This is a genomic window from Actinomadura sediminis (genome assembly GCF_042675525.1).
GTDB classification, from domain to species: domain Bacteria; phylum Actinomycetota; class Actinomycetes; order Streptosporangiales; family Streptosporangiaceae; genus Spirillospora; species Spirillospora sediminis.
In genome coordinates this window covers 1-22,097 of record NZ_JBHTJA010000107.1, presented here as the reverse complement: position 1 = coordinate 22,097, position 22,097 = coordinate 1, and the positions used below count along the sequence as shown (strand labels likewise).

The following is a 22,097-nucleotide window of genomic DNA, read 5'->3' as shown; positions in this document are numbered from 1 at the left end:
CCGGGCGGCGGCTCCAGCAGCGCGGCCGCCGCGGCCAGCTCGGCGGCCTCGCGGCGGGCCGCGCGGTCGGCGGACGCGGCGGCCTCCACCAGCGGCCGCAGCCCCGCCGGGACGGCGGTCGGGTCCACGGCGGCGAACAGCACGACCGCCGCCCACCCGCGGACGTCGTCGGCCGGATCGGCGCCCGGCACGAGCCCGAAGTCGACGACGACCGGGGCGTCGTCCACCAGCAGCACCGTCCCGGGGTGCAGGTCGCCGTGCGCGAGGCCCGCGTCGTGGATCGCGGCGATCGCCTTGGCGAGGCCCAGCGCCGTGCGGTGCAGCGCCGCCCCCGCCAGCGGGCCCCGCTCCGCGACGGCGTCCGCGAGCGGGCGCCCCGGCACGAGCCGCGACACCACGTACCCGCCGCCGTCCGGCCCGTCGCCTGCGCCGTCCAGGTCACCAGCGGCTGCGCCGTCCAGGACGTCCACCACGTACGGGCTGCGCACCTCCCGCATCCGCGCGATGTCGGGCGCGGCGCCCGCGGGCAGCGCACGGATCGCCACGTCGCGGCCGTCCGGCCCGGTGGCGCGGTGGACGGCCCCGGCGGCGCCGCCCAGCGAGGTCAGCAGCCGGTACGGGCCGATGTGTTCGCCGATCATATGGTCGGCACCCTACCGACCCCCGGCCCCGCCGTCCGCGATCACGCGTACCCGGTGCGGCGGAGTTCGGTCTCCAGGGCGGCGAGGAACGCGTCGACCTCCGCCTTCACGTACGTCTCGCGGAGGCGCCGCAGCGTGAACGTCCGGGCGCGGACGTCGTCCGCGCCGATCACCTCGGCGAGGGCGCGGCGGTCGCCGGTCAGCCAGCCGAGGGCGCGCGCGACGAACTCGTCCACCTCGGCGGGGTCGTAGCCCTCCTTGAACCGGACGCGGGTGAACCGGGCGCCGTTCAGCAGCGCGACGACGCGCCGGACGTCCGCGAGCCGCCCCGGCATGACCGGCCGTTTCTGCAGCACCGCCTGCGCGTGCCTGCCGTACAGGCTCGCGGCCCGGTAGATCTCGGCGAGCCGCGGCCCGTTCGCCGGGATGCCGGTGCCGGTCCGCGCGTCGCGCGCGGCGCGCCCGGCGGCGGCCAGCGCCTTGTTCGCGTAGTTCGCGGCGTGCCCGTGCTCGATCCAGGACCCGCCCATGGCGTGGGCGCGCTCGGCGGCGACCAGTTCCCGCTTCGCCTCGGCCAGCGACACCTCGATCACCGACACCGTCAGCGCGAACCCGGACCGCTCGAACGCGGCGCGGCCCGCGACGACCTGGTCGGCGGGGCGCGGCGGCGCCGGCCGCGGCGCCGGTTCGGGCTTCGGCTCCGGCTTCGGCGCGGGCCGCAGGTTGAGGCGGGGCGCGATCGAGCCCGGGTTCGCGAACCGGGCGGCGAGCTCCTGCGCGTCCGGACGGTCCGCGGGGTCGCGGGCCAGCGCGTCCTGCAAGACCTCCTTCAGGTCGGGTTCGATGCCCGCGAGGTCCGGCCAGCCGGTCAGAACCCGGCGGACGAACGCGGCCGGGCTCGTCGCCTCGTACGCGCGGCGCCCCGTCGCGGCGAACGCGATCGTCGCGGCCCAGCCGAAGACGTCCGTGGGCGGGCCGGACGGGCGCCCCTCCAGCACCTCGGGCGACACGTACCCGGGCGTCCCCATCGGGCCCTGCGTCAGCCGCGTGGCGCCCGACAGGTACGCGATGCCGAAGTCGATCAGCACCGGGGAGCCCGCGACCAGCATCACGTTGCCGGGGTTGACGTCGCGGTGCACGCTGTCGGCGGCGTGCACCGCCGCGAGCGCCTCCGCCAGGCCCCCGGCGAGGCGGAGCAGCCCGTCCCGGGGCAGCGGCCCGCGGCCCTTGACGGTCTCCAGCAGCGAGGTGCCCTCGACGTACCGGGTGACGATGTACGGCTGGTCGGCGTCGAGGTCGTGGTCGATCAGCTCGACGACGTACCGGCTGTTGATCCGCCGCATCGCCTCGACCTCGCGGCGCAGCCGGTCGCGGGCCTGGAACTCCGCGGGCAGCGCCGCGTGCAGCATCTTGACGGCGACCATCCGGCCGTCGTCGGCGCGGGCGAGGAACACCTCCCCCATGCCGCCGCGCCCGAGCCGCTGCAGCGGCCGGTACGGGCCGATCGGGTCGAGCGGCCGGGACCGGACCGGCCCGCGCGCGGACGGCTGGCTGCCGCCGGACGCGCGCAGCCCGATCGAGTCGGGGCGCAGCGCGCGCAGCCGCCGCACCAGGTGCTCCGCCGGCGGCCGGGCGGCCGGGTCGGCGGCGAGCGCCTCCTCCAGCAGCGGCCGCAGCTCGGCCGGGACGTCGCCCAGGTCGTGGTCGCCGCGGATGATCCGCAGGCAGACGGCCGCGTCGTTCGGCGCGTCGTACAGGTCGCGGCCGGTCGCGGCGTACGCGACGGTCGCGGCCCACGCGAACACGTCGGCGGCCGGGCCCGCGTCGTGCCCCTCCAGCAGCTCCGGCGCCAGGTACCGCCACGTGCCGGCGCGGGCGCCCGTGCGGGTCAGGCGCGTGTCGTCCACGCCCTGCGAGATGCCGAAGTCGATGACGACCGGCTCGCCGCCCTCCAGCAGCACGTTCCCGGGCTTGATGTCGCGGTGCACGACGCCCGCGCGGTGGACGGCCTCCAGCGCCTCGGCCGTCCCCACCGCGATCCGCCACAGGGCCGCGCCGTTCGCGACGCGGCCCTCGCGGACGGCGTCCTGCAGCGAGCGGCCCTCGACGTACCGGGTGACGATGTACGGGACGCGGGCGTCCACGTCGAACTCGACGATCTCGGCGACGCGCGGGGTGGTGACCCGGCCCATCGTCTCGACCTCGCGGCGCAGCCGGGCCCGCGAGTCGCCCTGGTCGACCAGGTGCGGGTGCAGGATCTTGACGGCGTAGGTGCCGCCGCGCGGGTCGGTGGCGCGGAACACCTGCCCCATCCCGCCCGCGCCGATCAGCTCCAGCGGCCGGTACGGGCCGATCGCCGCGGGCAGCTCCCCGCCGGGACGCGCGGATTCCGGGAACGGCGGCGGACCGGCGGGCGGGCCGCCCGGGGGCGGGGGACCGGACGCCGGCGGGGGGCTCCAGGCTCCGTCAGATGAACGGGATCCCGGAGACGAGGTCGTGGACATCGCTGCGCAGGCTCTCCAGGTTCTGGCTCATTCCGTCCAGCGGTGTGGTGTCCGGGGGCTGCTGGCGGGACAGGCCGGCGAGCACGGCCGCGAAGATCCCGACGATCAGCGCGCCGGCGAGGGCGGCCTCGGCGCGCGGCATGAGCGCGCCCCAGACCCGGGCGAGCTGCCGCCGCGGCGCGCCGCTGCCCGGGGCCAGCGACATCAGCGCGATCACCAGCATCGCCGACCAGGCGATCGCCCGGGAGGCGGTCATGCCGGGATCCGCGAAGATCAGGACGGCGAGCAGGACGACGCCCGCGAGCACGCTGAGCGCCGACAGCAGCACGGTCATCGTGAGGGCGCCCGGCAGGTGCAGCGGCGTCCGGAACGCCGCCGCGACGGCGTCGCCCGAGCGCGGGCCGCGCCGCGTCCGCCGTCCCTCCATGCCCTTGGCGGCCTTGTCGGCGGCCCGCAGCACCAGCACCCCGCCGAGGGTGACGGCGACGGCGAGCAGCGGCGCGATGTTCGCGAACCCGAGCAGCGCGACCAGGACGAGGAAGCTGATGACCCGGTACCAGCCGTAGGGCTTGCGGGCCTCGCGCTCGTCGCGGGTCCGCTCGTCCCCGGCGGCTCGCGGATCGTGGCGCGGCGGCTGCTCGGGCGGCCGCCGCTGCAGCCCGCCGCGCGCCGGGTACGGCTCGGGGTACCGCTCCTGCGTCGGGTAGGGCCGCCCGTACGGGCCCTGCCCGCCGTACTGGTCGGGCGCGTACTGTTCGGGCGCGTACTGTTCGGGCGCGTACTGTTCGGGCGCGTACTGGTCGGACGTCCCGTACCCGCCGGGCGCGTACTCGGGCGGCGTGGGCGGCGGCGGTGCGGGCGGCGGCGCCGCCGGGGGCAGTTGCCCGACGAAGTCGCTGGGCTGGGCGTGGACGGGCGCCGGCGCGGGCATCGGCGGCGGCGTCGCCGTCCGCTCGGGCCCCTCCCCGGCCGGGGGCACGGTGAACGCGCCCGCCTGGTCCGGGTCGACGCCGGCCGCGGTCCCGGCGGCGGCGCCCGCGGCGCCCGCCGCTCCCGCCGCCGCGGCGCCGGGAAAGTGCCGGTCCACGCGCGTCTGGTCGGTGACGGTGGTGTCGAAGTGGAGCCGCCGGGTGAGCTGGACGAGGTCGACGGCCTTGGGCCGCTCGGACGGGTCGCGGGCGATCGCCGCGCGCAGCACCGGCAGGAGCGGCGCGGGCACGCCGTCCAGGTCCGGCCGGCCCGCCATGATCTTGTAGAAGATCGCCTCGAAGGTGCCGGAGCCGAACGGCGGCCGGCCGGTCGCGGCGAACGCGAGCGTGCCCGCCCAGGCGTGCACGTCCGACTGCGGGCCCGCCTCGTGCCCCTCGATGATCTCGGGGGCGAGGTAGCCGGGCGTGCCGATCACCATGCCGGTCGCGGTGAGCCGCGTCGCGTCGGCGGCCTGCGCGATGCCGAAGTCGATGACGACGGGCTCGCCGCCGTCCATCAGCATGACGTTCGCGGGCTTGAGGTCGCGGTGCACGATGCCCGCCCCGTGGATGGCCGACAGCGCGGACGCCAGCCCGACCGCGAGCCGCTGCAGGTCGGTCCCGGCGATGGGGCCGCTCTCCTCGACGACCTCCTCGAGGGTGCGTCCCGGCACGTACTGGGTGACGATGTACGGCTGCTCGGCGGTGACGTCGGCGTCGAGGATCTCGGCGACGTGGGGGCTGTGCACGCGCCGCATCGAGTCGACCTCGCGGGCCAGCCGGCGGCGCGCCGTGGCGTCTCCCGCCACCGCGGGCCGCAGCACCTTGATGGCCACGTTGCGCCCCTCGGGGTCGGCGCCGAGGTAGACGACGCCCATGCCCCCTTCCCCGAGGGTCTGGAGCACGCTGTAGTGGCCGATTCGGTCCCCGGACGTGACAGCTCCCCTCATCGTTTGCGAAAACCCTACCCTTCGCACGCTCCCCGAAAGGATGCCGACAGGAGGCCGCCGCCTCTCCTCCTGAGTTCGCTCACGTCCTCTTCGACGCCGCCGACCCCCGGTCGGGTTCCGGCTCGGACGACATCGCGCGTGCGGGGCGGGCGAGAGGGCGGGGATCGCGGGCCCGGCCCGGGGGCGGGCCCGGGGCGCGTCAGGACTCGCGGGCGGCCCGCCGGGCGCGGCGCTCCTCGCGGCGGGTCTCGAACTTGGTCGCGGCGGCGTCGAGCTGCTCCAGGAACTCGGCGAGCTCCTCGCGGGCCTTCTCGCCGTCGCCGGTCAGGTCGGTGCGGTCGAACACCCTCCACTTGCGCAGCACCGGGACGAGGACGTCGTCGTGGTGCAGGCGCAGGTCGTAGATGCCGGCGTTCGCGATGATCACGGACTTCTTCAGGAACCCCTCGATGCCGGTGCCGGGCATCTCGAACGCCTTGACGACGTCGGTGATCGCGCGCATCGTCTCGTTCGGGGCGATCTCCAGCGCGGCGCCCATCAGGTTCCGGTAGAAGATCATGTGCAGGTTCTCGTCGGCGGCGATGCGGGTCATCATCTGCTCGCAGACGGGGTCGCCGGACGCCCGGCCGGTGTTGCGGTGCGAGACGCGGGTGGCCAGCTCCTGGAACGACACGTACGCCGTGCCGTGCAGGAACGAGTCGCCGTGCGTCGCCGCGTACCCCTGCTCCATGTGGTGCATGCGCGCGCGCTCGAGGGCGACCGGGTCGACGGCCCGGGTGACGGTGAGGTAGTCGCGCAGGACGATGCCGTGCCGGTTCTCCTCGGCCGTCCACCGGTTGACCCAGGTCCCCCAGGCGCCCTCCTGGCCGAACACGGTCGCGATCGCGTTGTGGTAGCCGGGCAGGTTGTCCTCGGTGAGGAGGTTGACGATCAGCGACTCGCGGGCCTCGGAGGCCAGCTTGGACTGGTCGAGCGACCACTCCTCGCCGCCGAGCGGGCCGTCGAAGTCGCGGCCCTCGCTCCACGGCACGTACTGGTGCGGGAACCATTCCTTGGCCATCGACAGGTGACGGTCCAGCTCCTTCTCGACGACCTGCTCGAGCTCGAGCATGAGACCGTGCTGGAACTTCTTCTCGGGGCTCTCGGGCATGCGCTTCCTCGCTCCTAACTTACTGAACCGTAGGTTCGATGGTCGCGAGTCCGCGGTATCTCCGTCAAGTAACTCCGGGAACAATCAACCGCGCGCGACTTTTGTAGACCCGGACGAAACGCGAGTCCCGGCTTTGCTGCTCACGGCGCACAGGCCGCACGCGGAGGCGCTCACCGCGTGTCGGCGGCCTGCTTCCACATCCGCCCGGCCGCCGCGCGCAGCAGCGGGCGGGGCAGGATCCGCAGCGCGGGCATCACCGCCTTGTACTGGGCGCCGGGGACGCACAGCGCCCGTCCGGCCGCGACCGCCTCCAGCCCGGCGCGGGCCACGTCGTCGCGGCGCATCCACAGCAGGTTCGCGGACGACGCCTCGTCCGTCCGCGTGAACCCGGGGCACAGCGCCGTCACGTGCACGCCCTTCCCCGCGACCTCCGCGTGCAGGCTCTCCGAGAACGACGCCACGTACGCCTTCGTCGCACCGTACGTCGCGCTGCCCGGCGACGGCGCGAACCCGGCGACCGACGCGACGTTCAGCACCCCGCCGCGCCCGCGCTCCACCATTCCCGGCAGCGCGGCGCGCGTCAGCCGCACGAGCGCGGTCACGTTCAGCTCGATCTGCGCGAGCTGGTTCTCCAGCGGCTCCTCGGCGAACGCCCCGAACGCGCCGTACCCCGCGTTGTTCACGAGCAGCTCGACCGGCTCGTCCCGGAGCCGTCCCTCGACCGCGCCGCGGCGCTCCGGGTCGGTGAGGTCGGCCGCGAGGACCTCCACCCGCACCCGGTACCGCTCGACGAGCTCACGGGCCAGACCGTCCAGCAGGCCGGTCCGGCGCGCGACGAGCACGAGGTCGGCGCCCCGCTCGGCCAGGAGCCGCGCGAAGCTCTCCCCGATCCCGCTGGACGCGCCCGTCACGAGCGCCGTTCGGTACGCCTGCCGCATGGCCGCCGATGCTATCGGGCGATCTTCGCCCGCTCGGGGAACACGCGCGAAAAAGGACCGGTCCGTCTCTCTCCGCGCCGGGAACTCAGCGGCCGGTGAACTTCGCCTTGCCGGGGCCCTCCTCCATGAAGCTCTTCATGCCGTTCGCCTGGTCCTCGGTGGCGAACAGGGCGGAGAACCGGACGCGCTCGATCTCCAGGCCCGTGTCCAGGTCGGCCTCCAGGCCCTCGTCGATCGCCTGCTTGGCGGCGCGCAGCGCGAGCGCGGGGCCGCCGACGAACGTCGCCGCCCACTCGCGCGCCGCCCGGTAGACGTCCGCGTCCGGGACGACCCGGTCGGCGAGGCCGAGCGCGAGCGCCTCGTCCGCCTTCACGTGCCGCCCGGAGAAGATCAGGTCCTTGGCCTTGGCGGGGCCGATGAGGCGGGCGAGCCGCTGGGTGCCGCCCGCGCCGGGGATGATGCCGAGCCGGATCTCCGGCTGCCCCACCTTCGCGCCCTCGCCCAGCACCCGGAAGTCGGCGGTCAGCGCGACCTCCAGGCCGCCGCCGAGCGCGTACCCGGTGATCGCCGCGATGACCGGCTTGGGGATGCCCGCGAGGGCCTTGGTGAAGTTCTGCAGGAGGTGCGAGTGGCCGGCCGTCATCTCGGCGGCCGACATCGCGGCCATCTCCTTGATGTCCGCGCCCGCCGCGAACACCTTCTCCCCGCCGTAGAGGATCACCGCGGCGACCGTGCCGTCCTCGGACACCTGCCGGGCCGCGTCGACCAGCTCCCGCTGCATCGCGGCGTCCAGCGCGTTCATCTTCGGACGGTCCAGCCTGATCGTCGCGATCCCGTCCTCGATCTCGACCCGAACGAACTCGCCCACGAACGCCTCCATGATCCCGGCGGATTACGACCTCCCGAACCTAACAAGCCGCGCGGGACCGTCGGGCACCGCTGGTAACTTCGGTGTCCATGCTCGTCGGACACGCCACCTGGCACGGCGGTGCGCTGTGCCTGTGGGCCGAGCGCACCGGCCCGCACGAGCCGTCCGGCGACGTCCACCCGTTCGCCACCCGCGACTTCACCGGCACCTCCTACGAGCCGCTCGTCCGCGGCGCCGTCCGGGTCGAGCTCTCCCTCGCGCTGCCGACCGCCGGCGACCACCCGCTGCCGTCCGCCGAGCTGGGGCCCGAGCCGGTGGCCGGCGAGCCCGAGCTGCGGACGTGGCGTGTCCCGGCGCTCGTCCTGGAGCCGTTCCCGGCGATGGCGCTGCTCCAGTCCGCCGAGCACGCCGGCGACGTGGTCCCCGGCACCGACCTGCGGTTCCTGTGCCTGCTCGCCGAGGAGGCCGTGACCCTCGCCGGGCGCGGCCACGTGCTGCCCGCGCTGCTGCGCGAGGACGGCGACCTGGTGGCCCGCTGGCGTCCCGTCCTGGACGACCCGGCCCGGTTCCGCGCGCTCGTCCGGGCGATGCCCGCCGCGTGCCGCGCCGCCGACGGCGGCCGCCCCGCCGCGCACGTCCTGCGCGAGGCGCTGTCCGGGCTCGTCGACACGGCGGTCCGCGGCGTCGTCCCGCACCCCCTGCTGCCCGCCCGGCGCGGCAAGACCCCCGACCGGCTCCCGCTCGCCGAACGCTGGGTCGAGGCGCTCACCGGCCCGTCCCCCGAGGTCGCCCGCGAGCCCGGCGACGACCCCGGCGAGCTGATCGCCGAACTGGACGCGTGGGCCGCCGCCGCGCGCCGCCCGTCCGGGCCCCTGCGGGTGTGCTTCCGGCTCGCCGAGCCGGGCGCGGACGAGTACGAGACCGGCGAGGCGAAGGAACCGCGCGACGACGCGTGGCGGGTCGAGTTCGCCCTGCAGGGCACCGAGGACCCGAGCCTGTACGTCCCGGCGTCCCTCGTGTGGGCGGGCGAGGCCCCGACGATCGCGGACGCCGAGGAGACGCTGCTCACCGGCCTCGGCCGCGCCCTCCGCCTCTTCCCCGACCTCGCGCCCGCCCTCGACTCCCCGGTGCCGGACGAGCTGGTCCTCGACACCGCCGGCGCGTTCCGGTTCCTGCGGGAGGCCGCGCCGATGCTGGCCGCCGCGGGGTTCGGCGTCCTGCTGCCGCAGTGGGCGGGCAAGGCGAAGCTCGGGATGAGGCTCACCACCCGCACCGAGGACCCGGAGGCGTCGTCCGGCGCGGCGGCCCCGTCGGGCTTCGACCTCAAGGCCATGATCGACTTCCGCTGGGATCTGGCGATCGGCGACGAGAGCATCGACGAGGACGAACTCGAGGAGCTCGCGCGCCTGAAGACGCCGCTCGTCCGGCTGCGCGGCCAGTGGGTGGAGCTCGACCGGGAGCAGCTCGAGGCGGCGCTCGACTTCCTGCGGCAGCCCCGGCGGGGCCGGATGTCGGCCGCCGAGGCGATCCGCGCGATCGTCCACGCGGGCGACGACGCCCTCCCGCTCGTCGGCGTCGACGCCGACGGCGCCTTCGGCGACCTGCTGTCCGGCGAGGCCGACCGCCGCCTCGTCCCGATGCGGACACCGGAGGGGTTCAACGGGACTCTCCGGCCGTTCCAGGAACGCGGTCTGGCCTGGCTGAACTTCCTGAACGAGATCGGCCTCGGGGGGATCCTCGCCGACTCCATGGGACTCGGGAAGTGCATCGGCAAGGACGAGTTCGTCTTCGTCAACGGCGCCCTGATCAAGGCGAAGGACGTCTGGGCGCGTCACGCGTCGGCGAGCGAGCCGGACGCCGAGGGCGAATGGTCGGTGCCGGCCGAACCGCTGACCGTCAACTCCCTCGCCAAGGACGGGCGGGTCGTGCCCGCGCCGATCACGCGCCTCTACCGGCAGCACGTCCGGGAGAGGGTGCGGAAGATCTCCCTGGACGACGGGAGCGAGATCGTCGTCACCCGGCGGCATCGGCTCCTGGGGCTCGACGACTGGACCCGCGACGTCCGTCCGGGCGCCCGGGTATGCGTCCCGGCGCGGCTCGTGCACGAGGGCGCCCCGCTCGACCCGGATCTGACCGTGCTCCTCGCCTGGCAGATCGCCGAGGGGCGCGAGGACGCGCACTCCGGCACGGTCATCACCCTGGAGGACGCGCGTGTCCTCCACGACCTGCGTGCGCGGCTGCTCCGCCTCGCCGGGCGTCGCGGGATCCGCCTCGGCGCCCCGAAGATCAACCCCGGTGCCGGCGGAAGAGCCGGTTGCCTCCGCTGGAGCGGCATCGCCTACCGGCGCCTCCTCGAAGAGCACGGGTACCGCTGGGGAGGGGACTCCGCCCACAAGCGCATCCCGGACTCCGTCGTGTCGGCGGACGATGCCACCGTCCGCCTCTTCCTGCGCCATTACTTCGCGGCGGAGTCGTCGGTCGACCTCTCCGCAGGCGTCGTCGAGGTCTCGTCCGCCTCCGTCTACGTCATCCGGCAATTGAGCGCGATGCTGCGGCGATTCGGCGTCTGGCTCCGCGTCTCCACGGCGTGGAAGGGCGCGGCCGGCGGCACGGCCACCAAGCGCCCCTACCGGATCGGCGTGATCGGCGGGCCGAGCCTTCGGCGCTTCGCCGACCTCATCGGGATCGCCGGCGAGGGCGAGGCGTCCCGGCTGGAAACGATCTGCGCCCGTTCTCCCGACACCAGCGTCGAAGGCGTCCCGGGAAGCGACCTTCTTCAGCGGGCGCGTGAGACGACCGGGCTTCCGATGCGGCACTTCGGCATCAACACGGTCTACTTCCACGGAACGCGGGAACTTCCCAAGACGACCGCGCTGGAGGCCGTTCGCGGCCTGGACCGCATCCTCTCCGGGGAGGCCATGGCCGACCACGCCGGTCGCGCACCGAACCGGTGGGCGGCACGAACGCCCACCGCGTACGAGAACCTCGACGACGTCGCGCTGCGGCACGTCCGTGATCGTTTGAACGACCGCGCCACGCGCGAGGTCTTCTACGCCACCGTCGTCTCCGTGGAGGAGGTCGACTACGAGGGCCACGTCTACGACTTCGAGGTCGCCGACCACCACAACTACATCGCCGAAGGCATGGTCTGCCACAACACGGCGCAGACGCTGGCGCTACTGGCCGCCGAGCGCACGGCCGGGCGCCGTCCCGGCCCGACGCTGCTCATCGGACCGATGTCGCTGGTGGGGAACTGGGAGCGGGAGGCGGCGCGGTTCGCGCCGAAGCTGCGGGTGTACGTCCACCACGGGACGTCCCGGCACCGCGGCGACGACGTGGCGCGGGCGGCGGCCGAGGCCGACCTGGTGCTGACGACGTACGGGACGGCCGCGCGGGACGCCGAGGCGCTCGCGGCGGTCGAGTGGGAACGGGTCGTCTGCGACGAGGCGCAGGCGCTGAAGAACAGCGGCACCCGGCAGGCCAGGGCGGTGCGGAGCATCCCGGCGCGCCACCGGATCGCGCTCACCGGCACGCCGGTGGAGAACCACCTGACCGAACTGTGGTCGATCATGGAGTTCGCGAACCCGGGGCTGCTCGGGCCGCGCGCGGAGTTCCGGCGGCGGTTCGCGGTGCCGATCGAGAAGGACGGGGACGAGCGGGCGGCGGCCGCGCTGAAGCGGGCCACGCAGCCGTTCGTCCTGCGCCGCCTCAAGACCGACCGGTCGATCATCTCGGACCTGCCGGAGAAGCAGGAGATCAAGGTCTACTGCAACCTGACGGCCGAGCAGGCGTCGCTGTACCGGGCGACCGTGGACGACATGCTCGCGCAGATCGCCGAGGCCGACGAGAAGCAGCGGCGCGGGCTCGTCCTGGCGACGATGGCGAAGCTCAAGCAGGTCTGCAACCATCCGGCGCAGCTCCTCAAGGACGGCTCGCGGCTGCCGGGCCGGTCGGGGAAGCTGGAGCGGCTCGAGGAGATCTGCGCCGAGATCGTCGGGCAGGGCGAGAAGGCGCTGGTGTTCACCCAGTACGCCGAGTTCGGGTCGATGCTCCAGCCGTACCTGGCGGCGCACCTGGAGCGTCCCGTCCTGTGGCTGCACGGCGGGACGTCCAAGCAGGCGCGCGACGACCTGGTGCGGCACTTCCAGGACGACCCGGAACCGGCGGTCTTCCTGCTGTCGCTGAAGGCGGCCGGGACGGGCCTGACGCTGACGGCCGCGAACCACGTGGTGCACGTGGACCGCTGGTGGAACCCGGCCGTCGAGGACCAGGCCACCGACCGGGCGTTCCGCATCGGGCAGACCCGCAACGTGCAGGTCCGCAAGTTCATCTGCGCGGGGACGATGGAGGAGCGCGTCGACGAGATGATCGAGCGCAAGAAGGCCCTCGCGGAGTCGATCGTCGGCACCGGCGAGGACTGGCTGACCGAGCTGTCGGTCGCCGAGCTGCGGGACGTCCTGCGGCTCGACCCCGGGGCGGTGAGCGGCTGATGGACGTTCCGGGCGACGGGCTCCGGGCCCGCAACCGGCGCGGGTCGATCGGCGAGCGGTGGTGGTCGCGGCGGTTCATCGACCTCGTCGAGTCGTTCGCCGACCAGGGCCGGCTCGCGCGCGGGCGGACGTACGCGCGCAAGGGCAACGTGACGGACCTGCGGGTCGCGCCGTACGAGGTGACGGCGAGGGTGCACGGCTCGGCGCCCGAGCCGTACACGGTGGCGCTCGGCATCGAGGCGATCGACGCGGCCGGGTGGCGGGCGGCCGAGGCGGAGCTGGCGTCCCGCGCGGTGTTCCGGGCGCGGCTGCTCGCGGGTGAGATGCCCCCGGAGATCGAGTGGGTGTTCGCCGAGCTGGGGCTGGCGCTGTTCCCCGGGTCGGCGGCCGACCTGCACCTGATGTGCGACTGCCCCGACTGGGGCGACCCGTGCAAGCACGCGGCGGCCGTCCTCTACTTGCTGGCGGAGGCGTTCGACGACGACCCGTTCCTGATCCTGGAGTGGAACGGGCGCGGGCGGGACGCGCTGCTGGCGGCCCTCCGCCGGGGTTCGGCCACCGAACCGGACCCGTTCGAGATGGACGACGAGCCCCTGACGGCGGACGGTTTCTGGACGGCGCCGTCGGGGCTCGCGCGGCTCCGCGAGCGCCGCGCGGCCCCGCCCGTCCCGCCCGGGTTCGTGCTGCGGGTCGCGGCGCCGCCGCCGGTCAAGGTCCGGCGCCGCCCGCTCACGGACGTGCTGGCGCCCGCGTACGAGGCGCTCGCCGGGGACGAGTGAGCCGGGACGAGTGAGCCGGGGAAGGGTGAGCCGGGTCAGGCCCGCCGCAGCGCGCCCGCCTGCCCCGATTCCGGCACCTCCCAGAAGAGGGTGCCGTCGGGGCGCGGGGTGAGCTTCTGCAGGCCGGCCAAGTTGCACGTGGACGTGCGGGTGAGCAGGCGGCTCGAGTAGACCAGGATCTCGTCCTCGGCCGACAGCAGCGTGGCCATGGCCTCGCACGGGGACGCGCCCGCGCGGGAGACGGTGATCTTGACGGCCTCGGTGCCGACGGCGCCCGCGGTGAGCTCGAACCGCTTGCGGGGCGGGTCCGGCTCGTCCACCGTGGGCCGCCCGACGGTGCCCTCCCACGTCCCCCGGTACCGCTCGGGGATGTCGCCGTGCCGGGCCGGGACGAGCACCCCGGAGACGTCGCCGTCCCGCCAGCGGACCCGCTCCCCCTCGCGAGCGAGGGTGATCTCCGTGCGCTGCACGCACCCGGCGGGGAAGGACCGGGTCCTGCGGACGTCCAGGCCGACGGTGGACCCGCCGTAGAGCAGGCGTCCCTCGTACTCGCACATGAAGTCCTCGCCGACCGAGCGGAGCGTGACGACGGGGTCCCCGACCTCGCCCTGCGCGACGGTGAACCGCCGTATCCGGGACGTGGCGCTCGCGGTGCCGCCCTCCCAGGTGCCGAGCAGTTCGCGGGGGACGGCGCCGGGCTCGTCCGGCGCGGTCCCGCCGGTCGCGCTCTTGCCGGTGACCGTCCCGGACGGCGTGAGGTCGCCGGAGCGGCCGCCCGCCAGCGCGTCGCCGCCGCGGCCGTCGCCCTGCGCGAGGATGAACACCAGCGCCGTCACGACCACGGCGACCGCCGCCGCGGCGCTCGACCCGAGGTAGAGCGGCACCCGGGAGCGCGCCGGGGCGCCGGGACCGGTCCGCCCCGGCGGCGGGCCGGGGAACACGCCGGGCGGCGGACCGGGCGGCGGTGTGGTCGCCGGGCCGGAGAGGGCGGGCGGTGCGGCGAGGGTCGGGGCGATCGGGGCGCGGGGTTCGGCGCGGGGTTCGGCGTGGGGATCCTCGACGTCCAGGAGGCGGGCGGCGTGGCGGCCCAGGTCCGCGACGACGGCGGCCGGGAGCCAGGTGCCCGCGGGCGGGTCGCCGACGAGTTCGTCGAGCGCGGGCCGCGCGTCCGCCTCCTTGGCCAGGCAGCGCTCGATCAGGTCGCGGACGGGTCCGTCGACGCCGTCGAGGTCGGGCGCCTCGAACACGAGGCGGTACAGCCGGACGTCGGCGGCGCCGTCGAACGGGGGCCGCCCGGTCGCGGCGAACGCCAGCACCGCGCCGAGCGAGAAGACGTCGGACGCGGGGGTGAGCGGCGTGCCGCGCACCTGTTCGGGCGACATGAACCCCGGCGAGCCGACGAGCACGCCCGTCCGGGTGGCGACGTCGCCGTCGCCCGAGCGCGCGATGCCGAAGTCGATGAGCCGCGGCCCGTCGATCGTGACGAGCACGTTCGTCGGTTTCACGTCGCGGTGGATGAGGTCGTGGCCGTGGACGGCCCGCAGCGCACGCGCGAGCCCGTCCGCCAGGGCGCGGACGGACGCCTCGGGCAGCGGCCCGTGCGCGTCGACGACCTCCCGCAGGCTCGGCCCCGGCACGTAGGCCGTCGCGACCCAGGGCGCGCCGGACTCGGTGTCGGCGTCCAGGACGGCCGCGGTCCACTCGCCGCCGACCTTGCGGGCCGCGGCGACCTCGTGCCGGAACCGGCGCCGGAACTCGGGGTCGCGGGCCAGTTCCGGGTGGACGAGCTTCACCGCGACCATGCGCCCGCGCGCGGAGCGGCCGAGGAACACCCGTCCCATCCCGCCGGCGCCCAGCCGCGCGATCAGCCGGTACGCCCCCACATCGCGCGGGTCCTCGGGGCCAAGTGCCTCCACGGCGCACCCTTCTCGTCCGTCGATCATCTGCGGGCAGGATAGAGCGCGCCCGGCGCCGAGACGGACGCCGCGGGGCAGGTGCCGCGAAATCTCGATCTAGATCACTTTCGCCCCCTGTTTTCAGCGCCTCGCGCTGATCGTCCTGTGCCGCATCGGGGTGCGGGCGCCGCGCACGGACCGGGCGGGCGCCACCGCGGGCGTCAGCCGTAGTGGCGGCCCGTGCAGCCGATCTCGCCCGCGATCGTCGCGCAGACGCCGAGGAGGCCGACGACGTCGGCGTAGTCGTCCGTCGTCAGCTCGGTGGTGCGCGGGCCGGTGAGCCGGACGCCCGGGACGACCGCGCACGACTGCGCGATCGCCGTCGCGTTCCACTCGACGGCGAGGGTGTAGGGCGGGGGGACGGTGAGCTGCGGCCACCGTCCGTCCCGCAGGGAGCGCAGCGCGGTCTCGTAGATGAGTTCCTGCGCGCGCGCCGGGGGGATCAGCTCGGCGGCGTACCGGTCGAGGCCCCGCTTGACGGCGACGGTCGGGACGGCGCCGAGGACGTCCCGCGCCTCGGCGCACGCGGCCTCGTCTCCGGCGACGAGGCCGATCGGGACGCCGAGGGAGCCCGCGTACCCGGCCATCAGCCGGATCTCGCCCGCGATCTCCCCGTTGACGTAGAGGTTCTGGATCTCTCGGCCCATCCACGTGTGGTTGAGGACGCCGCGTTCCGCGCCGGCGCGCGCGTGGTACCCGACGTAGAGGGCGACATCGAAGGTGGAGTCGAGGCCTTCGCCCATGCGCATCGGCTTGTAGGGGCCCCGGACGAGCGTGCACCGCGCGTCGATGAGGTCGGCGCGCAGGTTCTTGCCGCTGGAGTGGGAGTCGGTGACGACGACGCTCTCGGCCCCCGCGTCGAACGCGGCGCGGACGGCGGCGTTGGCGTCGCCGGTCATCAGCTCGCGGCCGCGCTCGTAGCCGTGCCCGCCCGCGCGCATCTCCTCGGGGTCGGTGAGTCCCGAGACGCCCTCCATGTCGACCGATACGAAGACCTTCATGACCGTCATGGTGCCCCGGTGCGGCCGTCCGCGCACTCCGCTCTCGCACGACTGCGATGGAATGTAGTACTTCTGCTATCGTTCACAGCAGGAGCACGGCACATGATCCGAGTTCCACTATGGGAGGGTGACGGATGGACGAGCCGGTGGTGCGGGCCCGTGACCTGCGCATGACGTACGGACGCACGGAGGTGCTGCGCGGCGTCGACCTGGACGTCGCGGCGGGCGAGGTCGTGGCGCTGCTCGGGCCGAACGGGGCGGGCAAGACGACGACCGTGGAGATCCTCGAGGGGTTCCGGCTGCGCTCGTCCGGCGACGTCCGGGTGCTGGGCACCGACCCCGGGAGGGGCGGCAACGCGTGGCGGGCGCGGCTCGGGGTCGTCCTGCAGAACTGGCGGGACCACCCGCGCTGGCGCGCCCGGGAGCTGCTGGCGCACGTCGCGTCGCTGTACGAGCGGCCGCGCGACCCCGACGAGCTGCTGGCCGTCATGGGGCTGACCGAGCAGGCCGGGCAGACGGTCTCGCGGCTGTCGGGCGGGCAGCGGCGCCGGCTGGACGTCGCGCTCGGCATCGTCGGGCGCCCCGAGCTGCTGTTCCTGGACGAGCCGACGACCGGGTTCGACCCGCAGGCGCGCCGCGAGTTCCACGAGCTCGTCGAGCGGCTCGCGCGGGACGAGGGCATGGCGGTGCTGCTGACCACGCACGACCTCGCGGAGGCCGAGCGGCTCGCGGACCGGATCGCGATCCTGGTCGGCGGCGAGGTGAGGGCGTGCGGGACGCCGGCGAGCCTGGCGGCGACCGCGCGGGCGTCGTCGGAGGTCCGCTGGATCGAGGACGGCGCGCCCCGCGGCGAGCGGACGTCCGACCCGTCGCGGCTCGCGTTCGAGCTGCACCGCAGGTTCGGCGGGCCGGTGCCGGGGCTGGAGGTCCGGCGGGCGTCGCTGGAGGACACCTACCTCGGCCTGGTCGCCACCGGCCGGGGCGACCGGCGAGAGGTCATCGAGGAGAGCGGGAGGGCCGCGTGAACGTCCGGGTGGCGAAGATCGGGCTCCGCCGGGGGCGGGCCGAGTACATGCAGTTCCTGCGCAACCGGCAGGAGTTCGTCAGCTCGCTGGTCGGGACGGTCGGGGTCTACCTCGCGCTCGTCCTGTGGCAGGGCGGGCACGACGTGGAGGGCGCGGCCGGGGCGTCCCAGGCCGTGCTGATGACGGCCGGGTTCGTCGCGTTCGCCGTGTACTCGGCCGGGCTGCTGAGCCTCCCGATGTCGATCGCGGCGGACCGGGAGGAGGGGACGCTGCTGCGGATGCGGACGGTCCCCGACGGCGTCCCCGCGTACCTGATCGGGCGCGCGGTGTACGTCCTCGCGCAGATCGGCACGTACGTTGCGCTGATGCTCGCCGCGGGCGTCGCGTTCGCCGGGCTCGCCCTGCCCGCCTCCCCGGGCGACTGGCTGACGCTGGCGTGGGTGCTGGTCCTCGGCACCCTTTCGGTCGTCCCGCTGGGCGCCGCGCTCGGCGCGCTGCTGCCGGGCGCGCGCAACGCGGCGGGCATCCTGTCGCTGCCGATGATGGGCCTGATGCTCATCTCGGGCGTGATGTTCCCGGTGACGGCGATGCCCGAGCCCGTCCAGTGGGTCGCGCAGGCGTTCCCGCTGTACTGGCAGGGGCTCGGGCTGCGGTCGGTGTTCCTGCCGGACGCGATGCTGGCCGCCGAGATCGGCGGGAGCTGGCGGCTCGCGGAGGCGGCGGCCGTGCTGGGCGCCTGGTCGCTGGCCGGGCTGCTGCTCGCGCCCGTCCTGCTGCTGCGCGCGGCGCGCCGCGAGTCGGGGACGCGGCTGGCCCGCGCGCAGGAGAGGCGCGCCGCGCAGGGCGCGCTCTGAGGCCGGACTGCGGGAGACTGGGCCGGTGCCAGGGGACAAGGAGACCGTCTACAACCGGATCGCGGTGCTGCGCGCCGAACGGGGCGTGTCGCGCCGCGAGCTGGCGAAGGCGCTGGGCGTCCACTACCAGACGATCGGGTATCTGGAGCGCGGCGAGTACAGCCCGAGCCTGCACCTCGCGCTCCGGATCGCGGAGTTCTTCGAGGTGCCGGTGGAGGTCGTATTCTCGCTGGCGCCGTTCCCCAGGCTGGGGAGCGCAGGGTGAGAGGGACGAGAGTGCGCCGGTTGACGGAACGATGGGCGAGGACGCAGCAGAAGAGCCTCGAACAGGACGTCCTGCGCTCCTGGCACCGCACCCGGACCCGCCGCCGCGTCACCGCCGGGGCGGGCGCGCTCGGCCTCGCCATGCCGTGGGCCGGGACGGTCGTGTCGTGGCACCTGGCGCCCAGCGACACCGCGATGTACTGGACGATCGGCCTGTTCATCGGCTACATCCTGATCGTGGTACCGGTGTACGGCGCGCTGAACACCGCGACCCGCGGGACGACCTCCCTGGCCGAGGACCGGCTCGACGAGCGGCAGGTCGCCGACCGGCTCCGCGCCTACACGATCGCGCACCGGCTGATGCTCCTGCTGCTGGTCGTCCTCGTCGTCGCGGTGCTGGGCGTCGAGGGCGACCGCGACACGTTCATCCCGATGGCGGCGATCGTCACCGGCGTCGTGGCGCTGTTCAGCACGCACCTGGCGCTGCCCGTCCTCGTCGCCGGCTGGCGGCTGCCCGACCCGCCGCCCGACGACGAGGACGACCTCGGCGACCTTGCTGGCCTCGACGACCTCGACGAATCCGGCGGCGACGTCTAGCGCAGGTCGCCGTTCGTCATGCCGTGCGGCGCGGGCGGCAGCGCGACCAGCCCCGGCTCGGCCCGACCGGACAGCCGGGGATGGCTCGGCACGACGCGGACGCTGTAGCCGAACGCGCCGCTGCGGCCGAGCGGGATCTCCCCCGCGTACCGGAGGCGCCCGCCGTCGGCCTTCTCCGCGCCGCCCAGCTCCAGGTAGGACGGCTCGACGATGGTGTCGGACGCGTCGACCCGGCCGTAGGCGACCTCGACGGCGACGTCGCCGGGGTCGAGTCCCCCGAGGTCGACGACGACCCGGACCGGCAGCCGCGCGCCGACGTGCGGGCTGTGGTCCCCGCCGCCCTCGACGTGCTCGACGGTGACGCCCGGCCACGCCTGCGCGACCCGCCGCTTCCACGCGGCCAGCTCGCGGGCGCCCGCGTACCCGTCGGCGGCCATCGCGCGCGCCGATCCGGCGGCCGGGGTGTAGTACCGCTCGACGTAGTCGCGGACCATCCGGGTCGCGAGGACCTTCGGGCCGAGGGTCGCGATCGTGTGCTTGACCATCTCCAGCCAGCGGCGCGGCAGCCCGGCCGAGTCGCGGTCGTAGAACGTGACGGCGACGTGGTCCTCGATCAGCTCGTACAGCGCGGCGGCCTCCAGGTCGTCGCGCCGGTCCGGTGCGGCGAGGCCGTCGGCGGACGGGATCGACCAGCCGTTCTGCCCGTCGTACCACTCGTCCCACCAGCCGTCCAGCACCGACAGGTTCAGCCCGCCGTTCAGCGCCGCCTTCATCCCGGACGTCCCGCACGCCTCCAGCGGGCGCAGCGGGTTGTTCATCCACACGTCGCAGCCCTGCACGAGGAGGCGTCCGAGGTCCATGTCGTAGTCGGGCAGGAACACGATGCGGTGCCGGACGTCCTCGGCGTCGGCGAACCGGACGATCTCCTGGATGAGCCGTTTGCCGCCCTCGTCCGCGGGGTGCGCCTTCCCGGCGATGACGATCTGCACGGGCCGCCGCGGGTCCAGCAGGATGCGGCGGAGCCGCGCCGGGTCGCGCATCATCAGCGTGAGCCGCTTGTAGGACGGGACGCGCCGCGCGAACCCGATCGTGAGGACGTCGGGGTCGAGGGCGTCGTCGATCCAGGACGTCTCGGCCTCGCTCGCGCCGCGCTGCCGCCACGACTCGCGCAGCCGCCGCCGGGCGTCCAGGACCAGGCGGCGGCGCAGCACGCCCCGCACCCGCCACAGTTCGGTGCCGGGCCGGGACAGGATCTCCTCCCATCCGCTGCCGGTCTCCACGAGCGACGGGATCTCGCGGGCGGCGAGCTCCTGGATCTCGCGGGCCACCCAGGTGCCGGCGTGGACGCCGTTGGTGATCGACCCGATGGGCACCTCGGCGGTGTCGAACCCGCCCCACAGGCCGCCGAACATCTCCCGGCTGACCCGCCCGTGCAGCTCGCTGACGCCGTTGACGCGCTGCGCGAGCCGCATGCCCATGACGGCCATGTTGAAGACGGTCCGGTCACCGCCCGGGTAGTCCTCGGCGCCGAGCGCGAGGATCCGGTCGACGGGCACCGCGGGTTCCTCGTTGGCCCCGCCGAAGTACCGTCCGACCAGTTCCCGCGGGAACCGGTCGATGCCCGCCGGGACGGGCGTGTGCGTGGTGAACACGGTGCCCGCGCGGGCCGCCTCCAGGGCCTCGTCGAAGGCGAGGCCGCGCTCGGCGACCAGCTCCCGGATGCGTTCGAGGCCGAGGAACCCGGCGTGCCCCTCGTTCGTGTGGAAGACCTCGGGGGCCGCGTGCCCGGTGATGCGGCAGTACGCGCGGATGGCGCGGACCCCGCCGATGCCGAGCAGCATCTCCTGCAGCAGCCGGTGGTCGCCGCCGCCCCCGTACAGCCGGTCGGTGACGTCCCGGGCGGACGGCTCGTTCTCCTCGACGTCGGAGTCCAGCAGGAGCTGCGGGACGCGGCCGACGCGCGCGAGCCACACCTGCGCGTGCAGCGGCCCGCCCTTGGGCAGCCCGATGCGGACCCGCACCGGCGAGCCGTCCTTCTCCCGCAGCAGGGTGAGCGGCAGGCCGTTCGGGTCGATCGGCGGGTACCGCTCGAGCTGCCAGCCGTCCGGTGACAGCGACTGCGAGAAGTACCCGTGCCGGTACAGCAGGCCCACCCCGATGATCGGCACGCCGAGGTCGCTGGCGGTCTTGAGGTGGTCGCCCGCGAGGATGCCGAGGCCGCCGGAGTACTGCGGCAGCGCCGCGGTGATCCCGTACTCCGGCGAGAAGTAGGCGATGGACGACGGCACGCCGGGCCGCGACTGGTACCACCGGGGCGCCGTCAGGTACTCGCGCAGCTCCTCGGCGGCGTCCCGGAGCCGGCGCAGGAACCGGCGGTCCTCGGCGAGGCGGTCGAGCCGCTCCGGGGACACCTCGCCGAGCAGCCGTACGGGATCATGGTCGACGGCCTTCCACAGTGCGGGGTCCACGGCCCGGAACAGGTCGAGCGTCTCGTGGTGCCAGGACCAGCGCAGGTTGAGGACCAGCTCCTCGAGCTGCGTGAGCGGCTCGGGAAGGACGGTGCGGACGGTGAATCGTCGTATCGCCTTCACGGGTTCCTCCAGGAGATGACCGAACACCCCGGGTGCGCACGGTTCCTCAACGAACGGCTCCGTTTCTGGTTCTTCCGGTCTCGGGACGAAACCCGGCCATGACCCAGCGTAGTCATCGGGTTCCACGGCGCGGACGTCACCCGTCGTCACGGTATGCGCGCGTCCGGCCATGGCGCGACCAACGCGAGGAGACCATCCCCTAACCGGATCACGCCGTTCCTAACGGACACGTTGGGAGGTGGATCGCTTACCCAAAGTTATCCGAAGCTACAGGGCGGTAAGCCCTTGGTCGCGGGCATGGACGTTTCGTAGACCTCGCACGGGTAGGGGATGCAACATGCACGTCGAGTCCGGAACGTCCCATAAGACCGATTTTCCGAGGCTCGGTTCTCCGGGGATCGGCCGCATACCGATCGTGGACGTGGAGCCGGTGGTGGGGTGCGGCCGGTGGCCGGCCAAGGCGGTGGTGGGCGAGACGTTCGAGGTGTCGGCGACGGTGTTCCGCGAGGGGCACGAGATGCT

16 protein-coding genes and 1 pseudogene are annotated in these 22,097 nt (G+C 74.5%); 8 read left to right on the top strand and 9 right to left on the bottom strand.

The window, feature by feature from the left end; translation table 11 throughout:
• The 6 genes from ACFQ11_RS31585 to ACFQ11_RS31560 all read right to left on the bottom strand — a co-directional run.
• The coding region (locus tag ACFQ11_RS31585; RefSeq protein WP_459077353.1) for a protein kinase family protein at window positions 1-641 on the bottom strand (641 nt) is incomplete at its 3' end.
• Window positions 642-682: 41 nt separating this feature from the next.
• Entirely contained in the window at window positions 683-3,145 is a 2,463-nt protein-coding gene (locus ACFQ11_RS31580) for a protein kinase domain-containing protein (protein WP_378305359.1), read from the bottom strand.
• Complete coding sequence (locus ACFQ11_RS31575) at window positions 3,108-5,063, bottom strand: serine/threonine-protein kinase (protein ID WP_378305357.1); 1,956 nt, start codon at window positions 5,061-5,063, stop codon at window positions 3,108-3,110. The genes ACFQ11_RS31580 and ACFQ11_RS31575 overlap by 38 nt, the downstream gene beginning before the upstream one ends.
• Before the next feature lie 199 nt (window positions 5,064-5,262).
• The gene (locus tag ACFQ11_RS31570; RefSeq protein WP_378305356.1) at window positions 5,263-6,213 is read right to left on the bottom strand and encodes an acyl-ACP desaturase; all 951 of its coding nucleotides are present in this window, start codon (window positions 6,211-6,213) and stop codon (window positions 5,263-5,265) included.
• Between the two features lie 170 nt (window positions 6,214-6,383).
• Window positions 6,384-7,151 carry an SDR family NAD(P)-dependent oxidoreductase gene (locus tag ACFQ11_RS31565; protein ID WP_378305354.1) on the bottom strand — a complete coding sequence of 256 codons (768 nt, stop codon included), beginning with the start codon at window positions 7,149-7,151 and terminating at the stop codon, window positions 6,384-6,386.
• Window positions 7,152-7,236: 85 nt separating this feature from the next.
• The gene (locus ACFQ11_RS31560) at window positions 7,237-8,019 is read right to left on the bottom strand and encodes an enoyl-CoA hydratase/isomerase family protein (RefSeq protein ID WP_378305352.1); all 783 of its coding nucleotides are present in this window, start codon (window positions 8,017-8,019) and stop codon (window positions 7,237-7,239) included.
• An 89-nt stretch (window positions 8,020-8,108) separates the two neighbouring features.
• Between ACFQ11_RS31560 and ACFQ11_RS31555 the strand changes: the two are divergent.
• The 3 genes and pseudogenes from ACFQ11_RS31555 to ACFQ11_RS31545 form a co-directional block, all read left to right on the top strand.
• A pseudogene (locus tag ACFQ11_RS31555) lies at window positions 8,109-9,542 on the top strand (SNF2 helicase-associated domain-containing protein); the annotation flags it as partial.
• Entirely contained in the window at window positions 9,528-12,509 is a 2,982-nt protein-coding gene (locus ACFQ11_RS31550) for an SNF2-related protein (RefSeq protein WP_378305361.1), read from the top strand. The pseudogene ACFQ11_RS31555 and the gene ACFQ11_RS31550, both read left to right, overlap by 15 nt.
• Entirely contained in the window at window positions 12,509-13,288 is a 780-nt protein-coding gene (locus ACFQ11_RS31545; RefSeq protein WP_378305350.1) for an SWIM zinc finger family protein, read from the top strand. Before ACFQ11_RS31550 ends, ACFQ11_RS31545 begins: the two co-directional genes overlap by 1 nt.
• 35 nt (window positions 13,289-13,323) lie before the next feature.
• On the opposite strand, the gene ACFQ11_RS31540 is transcribed toward ACFQ11_RS31545, so the two are convergent.
• Together ACFQ11_RS31540 and ACFQ11_RS31535 are read right to left on the bottom strand one after the other, a co-directional pair.
• On the bottom strand, window positions 13,324-15,231 hold the full coding sequence (locus ACFQ11_RS31540; RefSeq protein ID WP_378305348.1) for a serine/threonine-protein kinase: 1,908 nt from the start codon (window positions 15,229-15,231) through the stop codon (window positions 13,324-13,326).
• 173 nt (window positions 15,232-15,404) lie between these two features.
• Window positions 15,405-16,244, bottom strand: a complete 840-nt coding sequence (locus tag ACFQ11_RS31535; protein WP_378305346.1) for a M55 family metallopeptidase — start codon at window positions 16,242-16,244, stop codon at window positions 15,405-15,407.
• A 134-nt stretch (window positions 16,245-16,378) separates the two neighbouring features.
• On the opposite strand from ACFQ11_RS31535, the gene ACFQ11_RS31530 reads away from it, so the two are divergent.
• From ACFQ11_RS31530 to ACFQ11_RS31515, 4 genes are read left to right on the top strand one after another with little or no spacing between them, the layout of a single operon-like run.
• Entirely contained in the window at window positions 16,379-17,269 is an 891-nt protein-coding gene (locus tag ACFQ11_RS31530) for an ABC transporter ATP-binding protein (RefSeq protein ID WP_378305344.1), read from the top strand.
• Window positions 17,266-18,123, top strand: a complete 858-nt coding sequence (locus tag ACFQ11_RS31525) for an ABC transporter permease (protein ID WP_378305342.1) — start codon at window positions 17,266-17,268, stop codon at window positions 18,121-18,123. Before ACFQ11_RS31530 ends, ACFQ11_RS31525 begins: the two co-directional genes overlap by 4 nt.
• 25 nt (window positions 18,124-18,148) lie before the next feature.
• Window positions 18,149-18,388 carry a helix-turn-helix transcriptional regulator gene (locus ACFQ11_RS31520; protein ID WP_378305340.1) on the top strand — a complete coding sequence of 80 codons (240 nt, stop codon included), beginning with the start codon at window positions 18,149-18,151 and terminating at the stop codon, window positions 18,386-18,388.
• Window positions 18,389-18,408: 20 nt separating this feature from the next.
• Window positions 18,409-18,984 (top strand): hypothetical protein, encoded by a 576-nt coding sequence (locus ACFQ11_RS31515; RefSeq protein WP_378305338.1) that lies wholly within the window; start codon window positions 18,409-18,411, stop codon window positions 18,982-18,984.
• On the opposite strand, the gene glgP is transcribed toward ACFQ11_RS31515, so the two are convergent.
• The gene (gene glgP / locus ACFQ11_RS31510) at window positions 18,981-21,575 is read right to left on the bottom strand and encodes an alpha-glucan family phosphorylase (RefSeq protein WP_378305336.1); all 2,595 of its coding nucleotides are present in this window, start codon (window positions 21,573-21,575) and stop codon (window positions 18,981-18,983) included. The two genes, ACFQ11_RS31515 and glgP, sit on opposite strands and share 4 nt — an antisense overlap.
• A gap of 337 nt (window positions 21,576-21,912) precedes the next feature.
• Here glgP and ACFQ11_RS31505 point away from each other — a divergent pair.
• Window positions 21,913-22,097: maltotransferase domain-containing protein (locus tag ACFQ11_RS31505; protein WP_378305334.1), on the top strand; the 185-nt coding region annotated here is incomplete at its 3' end.

Coding starts and splice junctions, on each gene's coding strand:
- ACFQ11_RS31580 (WP_378305359.1), bottom strand. CDS start 3,145: ATGTCCACGACCTCGTCTCCGGGATCCCGTTCATCTGACGGAGCCTGG.
- ACFQ11_RS31575 (WP_378305357.1), bottom strand. CDS start 5,063: ATGAGGGGAGCTGTCACGTCCGGGGACCGAATCGGCCACTACAGCGTG.
- ACFQ11_RS31570 (WP_378305356.1), bottom strand. CDS start 6,213: ATGCCCGAGAGCCCCGAGAAGAAGTTCCAGCACGGTCTCATGCTCGAG.
- ACFQ11_RS31565 (WP_378305354.1), bottom strand. CDS start 7,151: ATGCGGCAGGCGTACCGAACGGCGCTCGTGACGGGCGCGTCCAGCGGG.
- ACFQ11_RS31550 (WP_378305361.1), top strand. CDS start 9,528: ATGTCGGCCGCCGAGGCGATCCGCGCGATCGTCCACGCGGGCGACGAC.
- ACFQ11_RS31545 (WP_378305350.1), top strand. CDS start 12,509: ATGGACGTTCCGGGCGACGGGCTCCGGGCCCGCAACCGGCGCGGGTCG.
- ACFQ11_RS31540 (WP_378305348.1), bottom strand. CDS start 15,231: ATGATCGACGGACGAGAAGGGTGCGCCGTGGAGGCACTTGGCCCCGAG.
- ACFQ11_RS31535 (WP_378305346.1), bottom strand. CDS start 16,244: ATGAAGGTCTTCGTATCGGTCGACATGGAGGGCGTCTCGGGACTCACC.
- ACFQ11_RS31530 (WP_378305344.1), top strand. CDS start 16,379: ATGGACGAGCCGGTGGTGCGGGCCCGTGACCTGCGCATGACGTACGGA.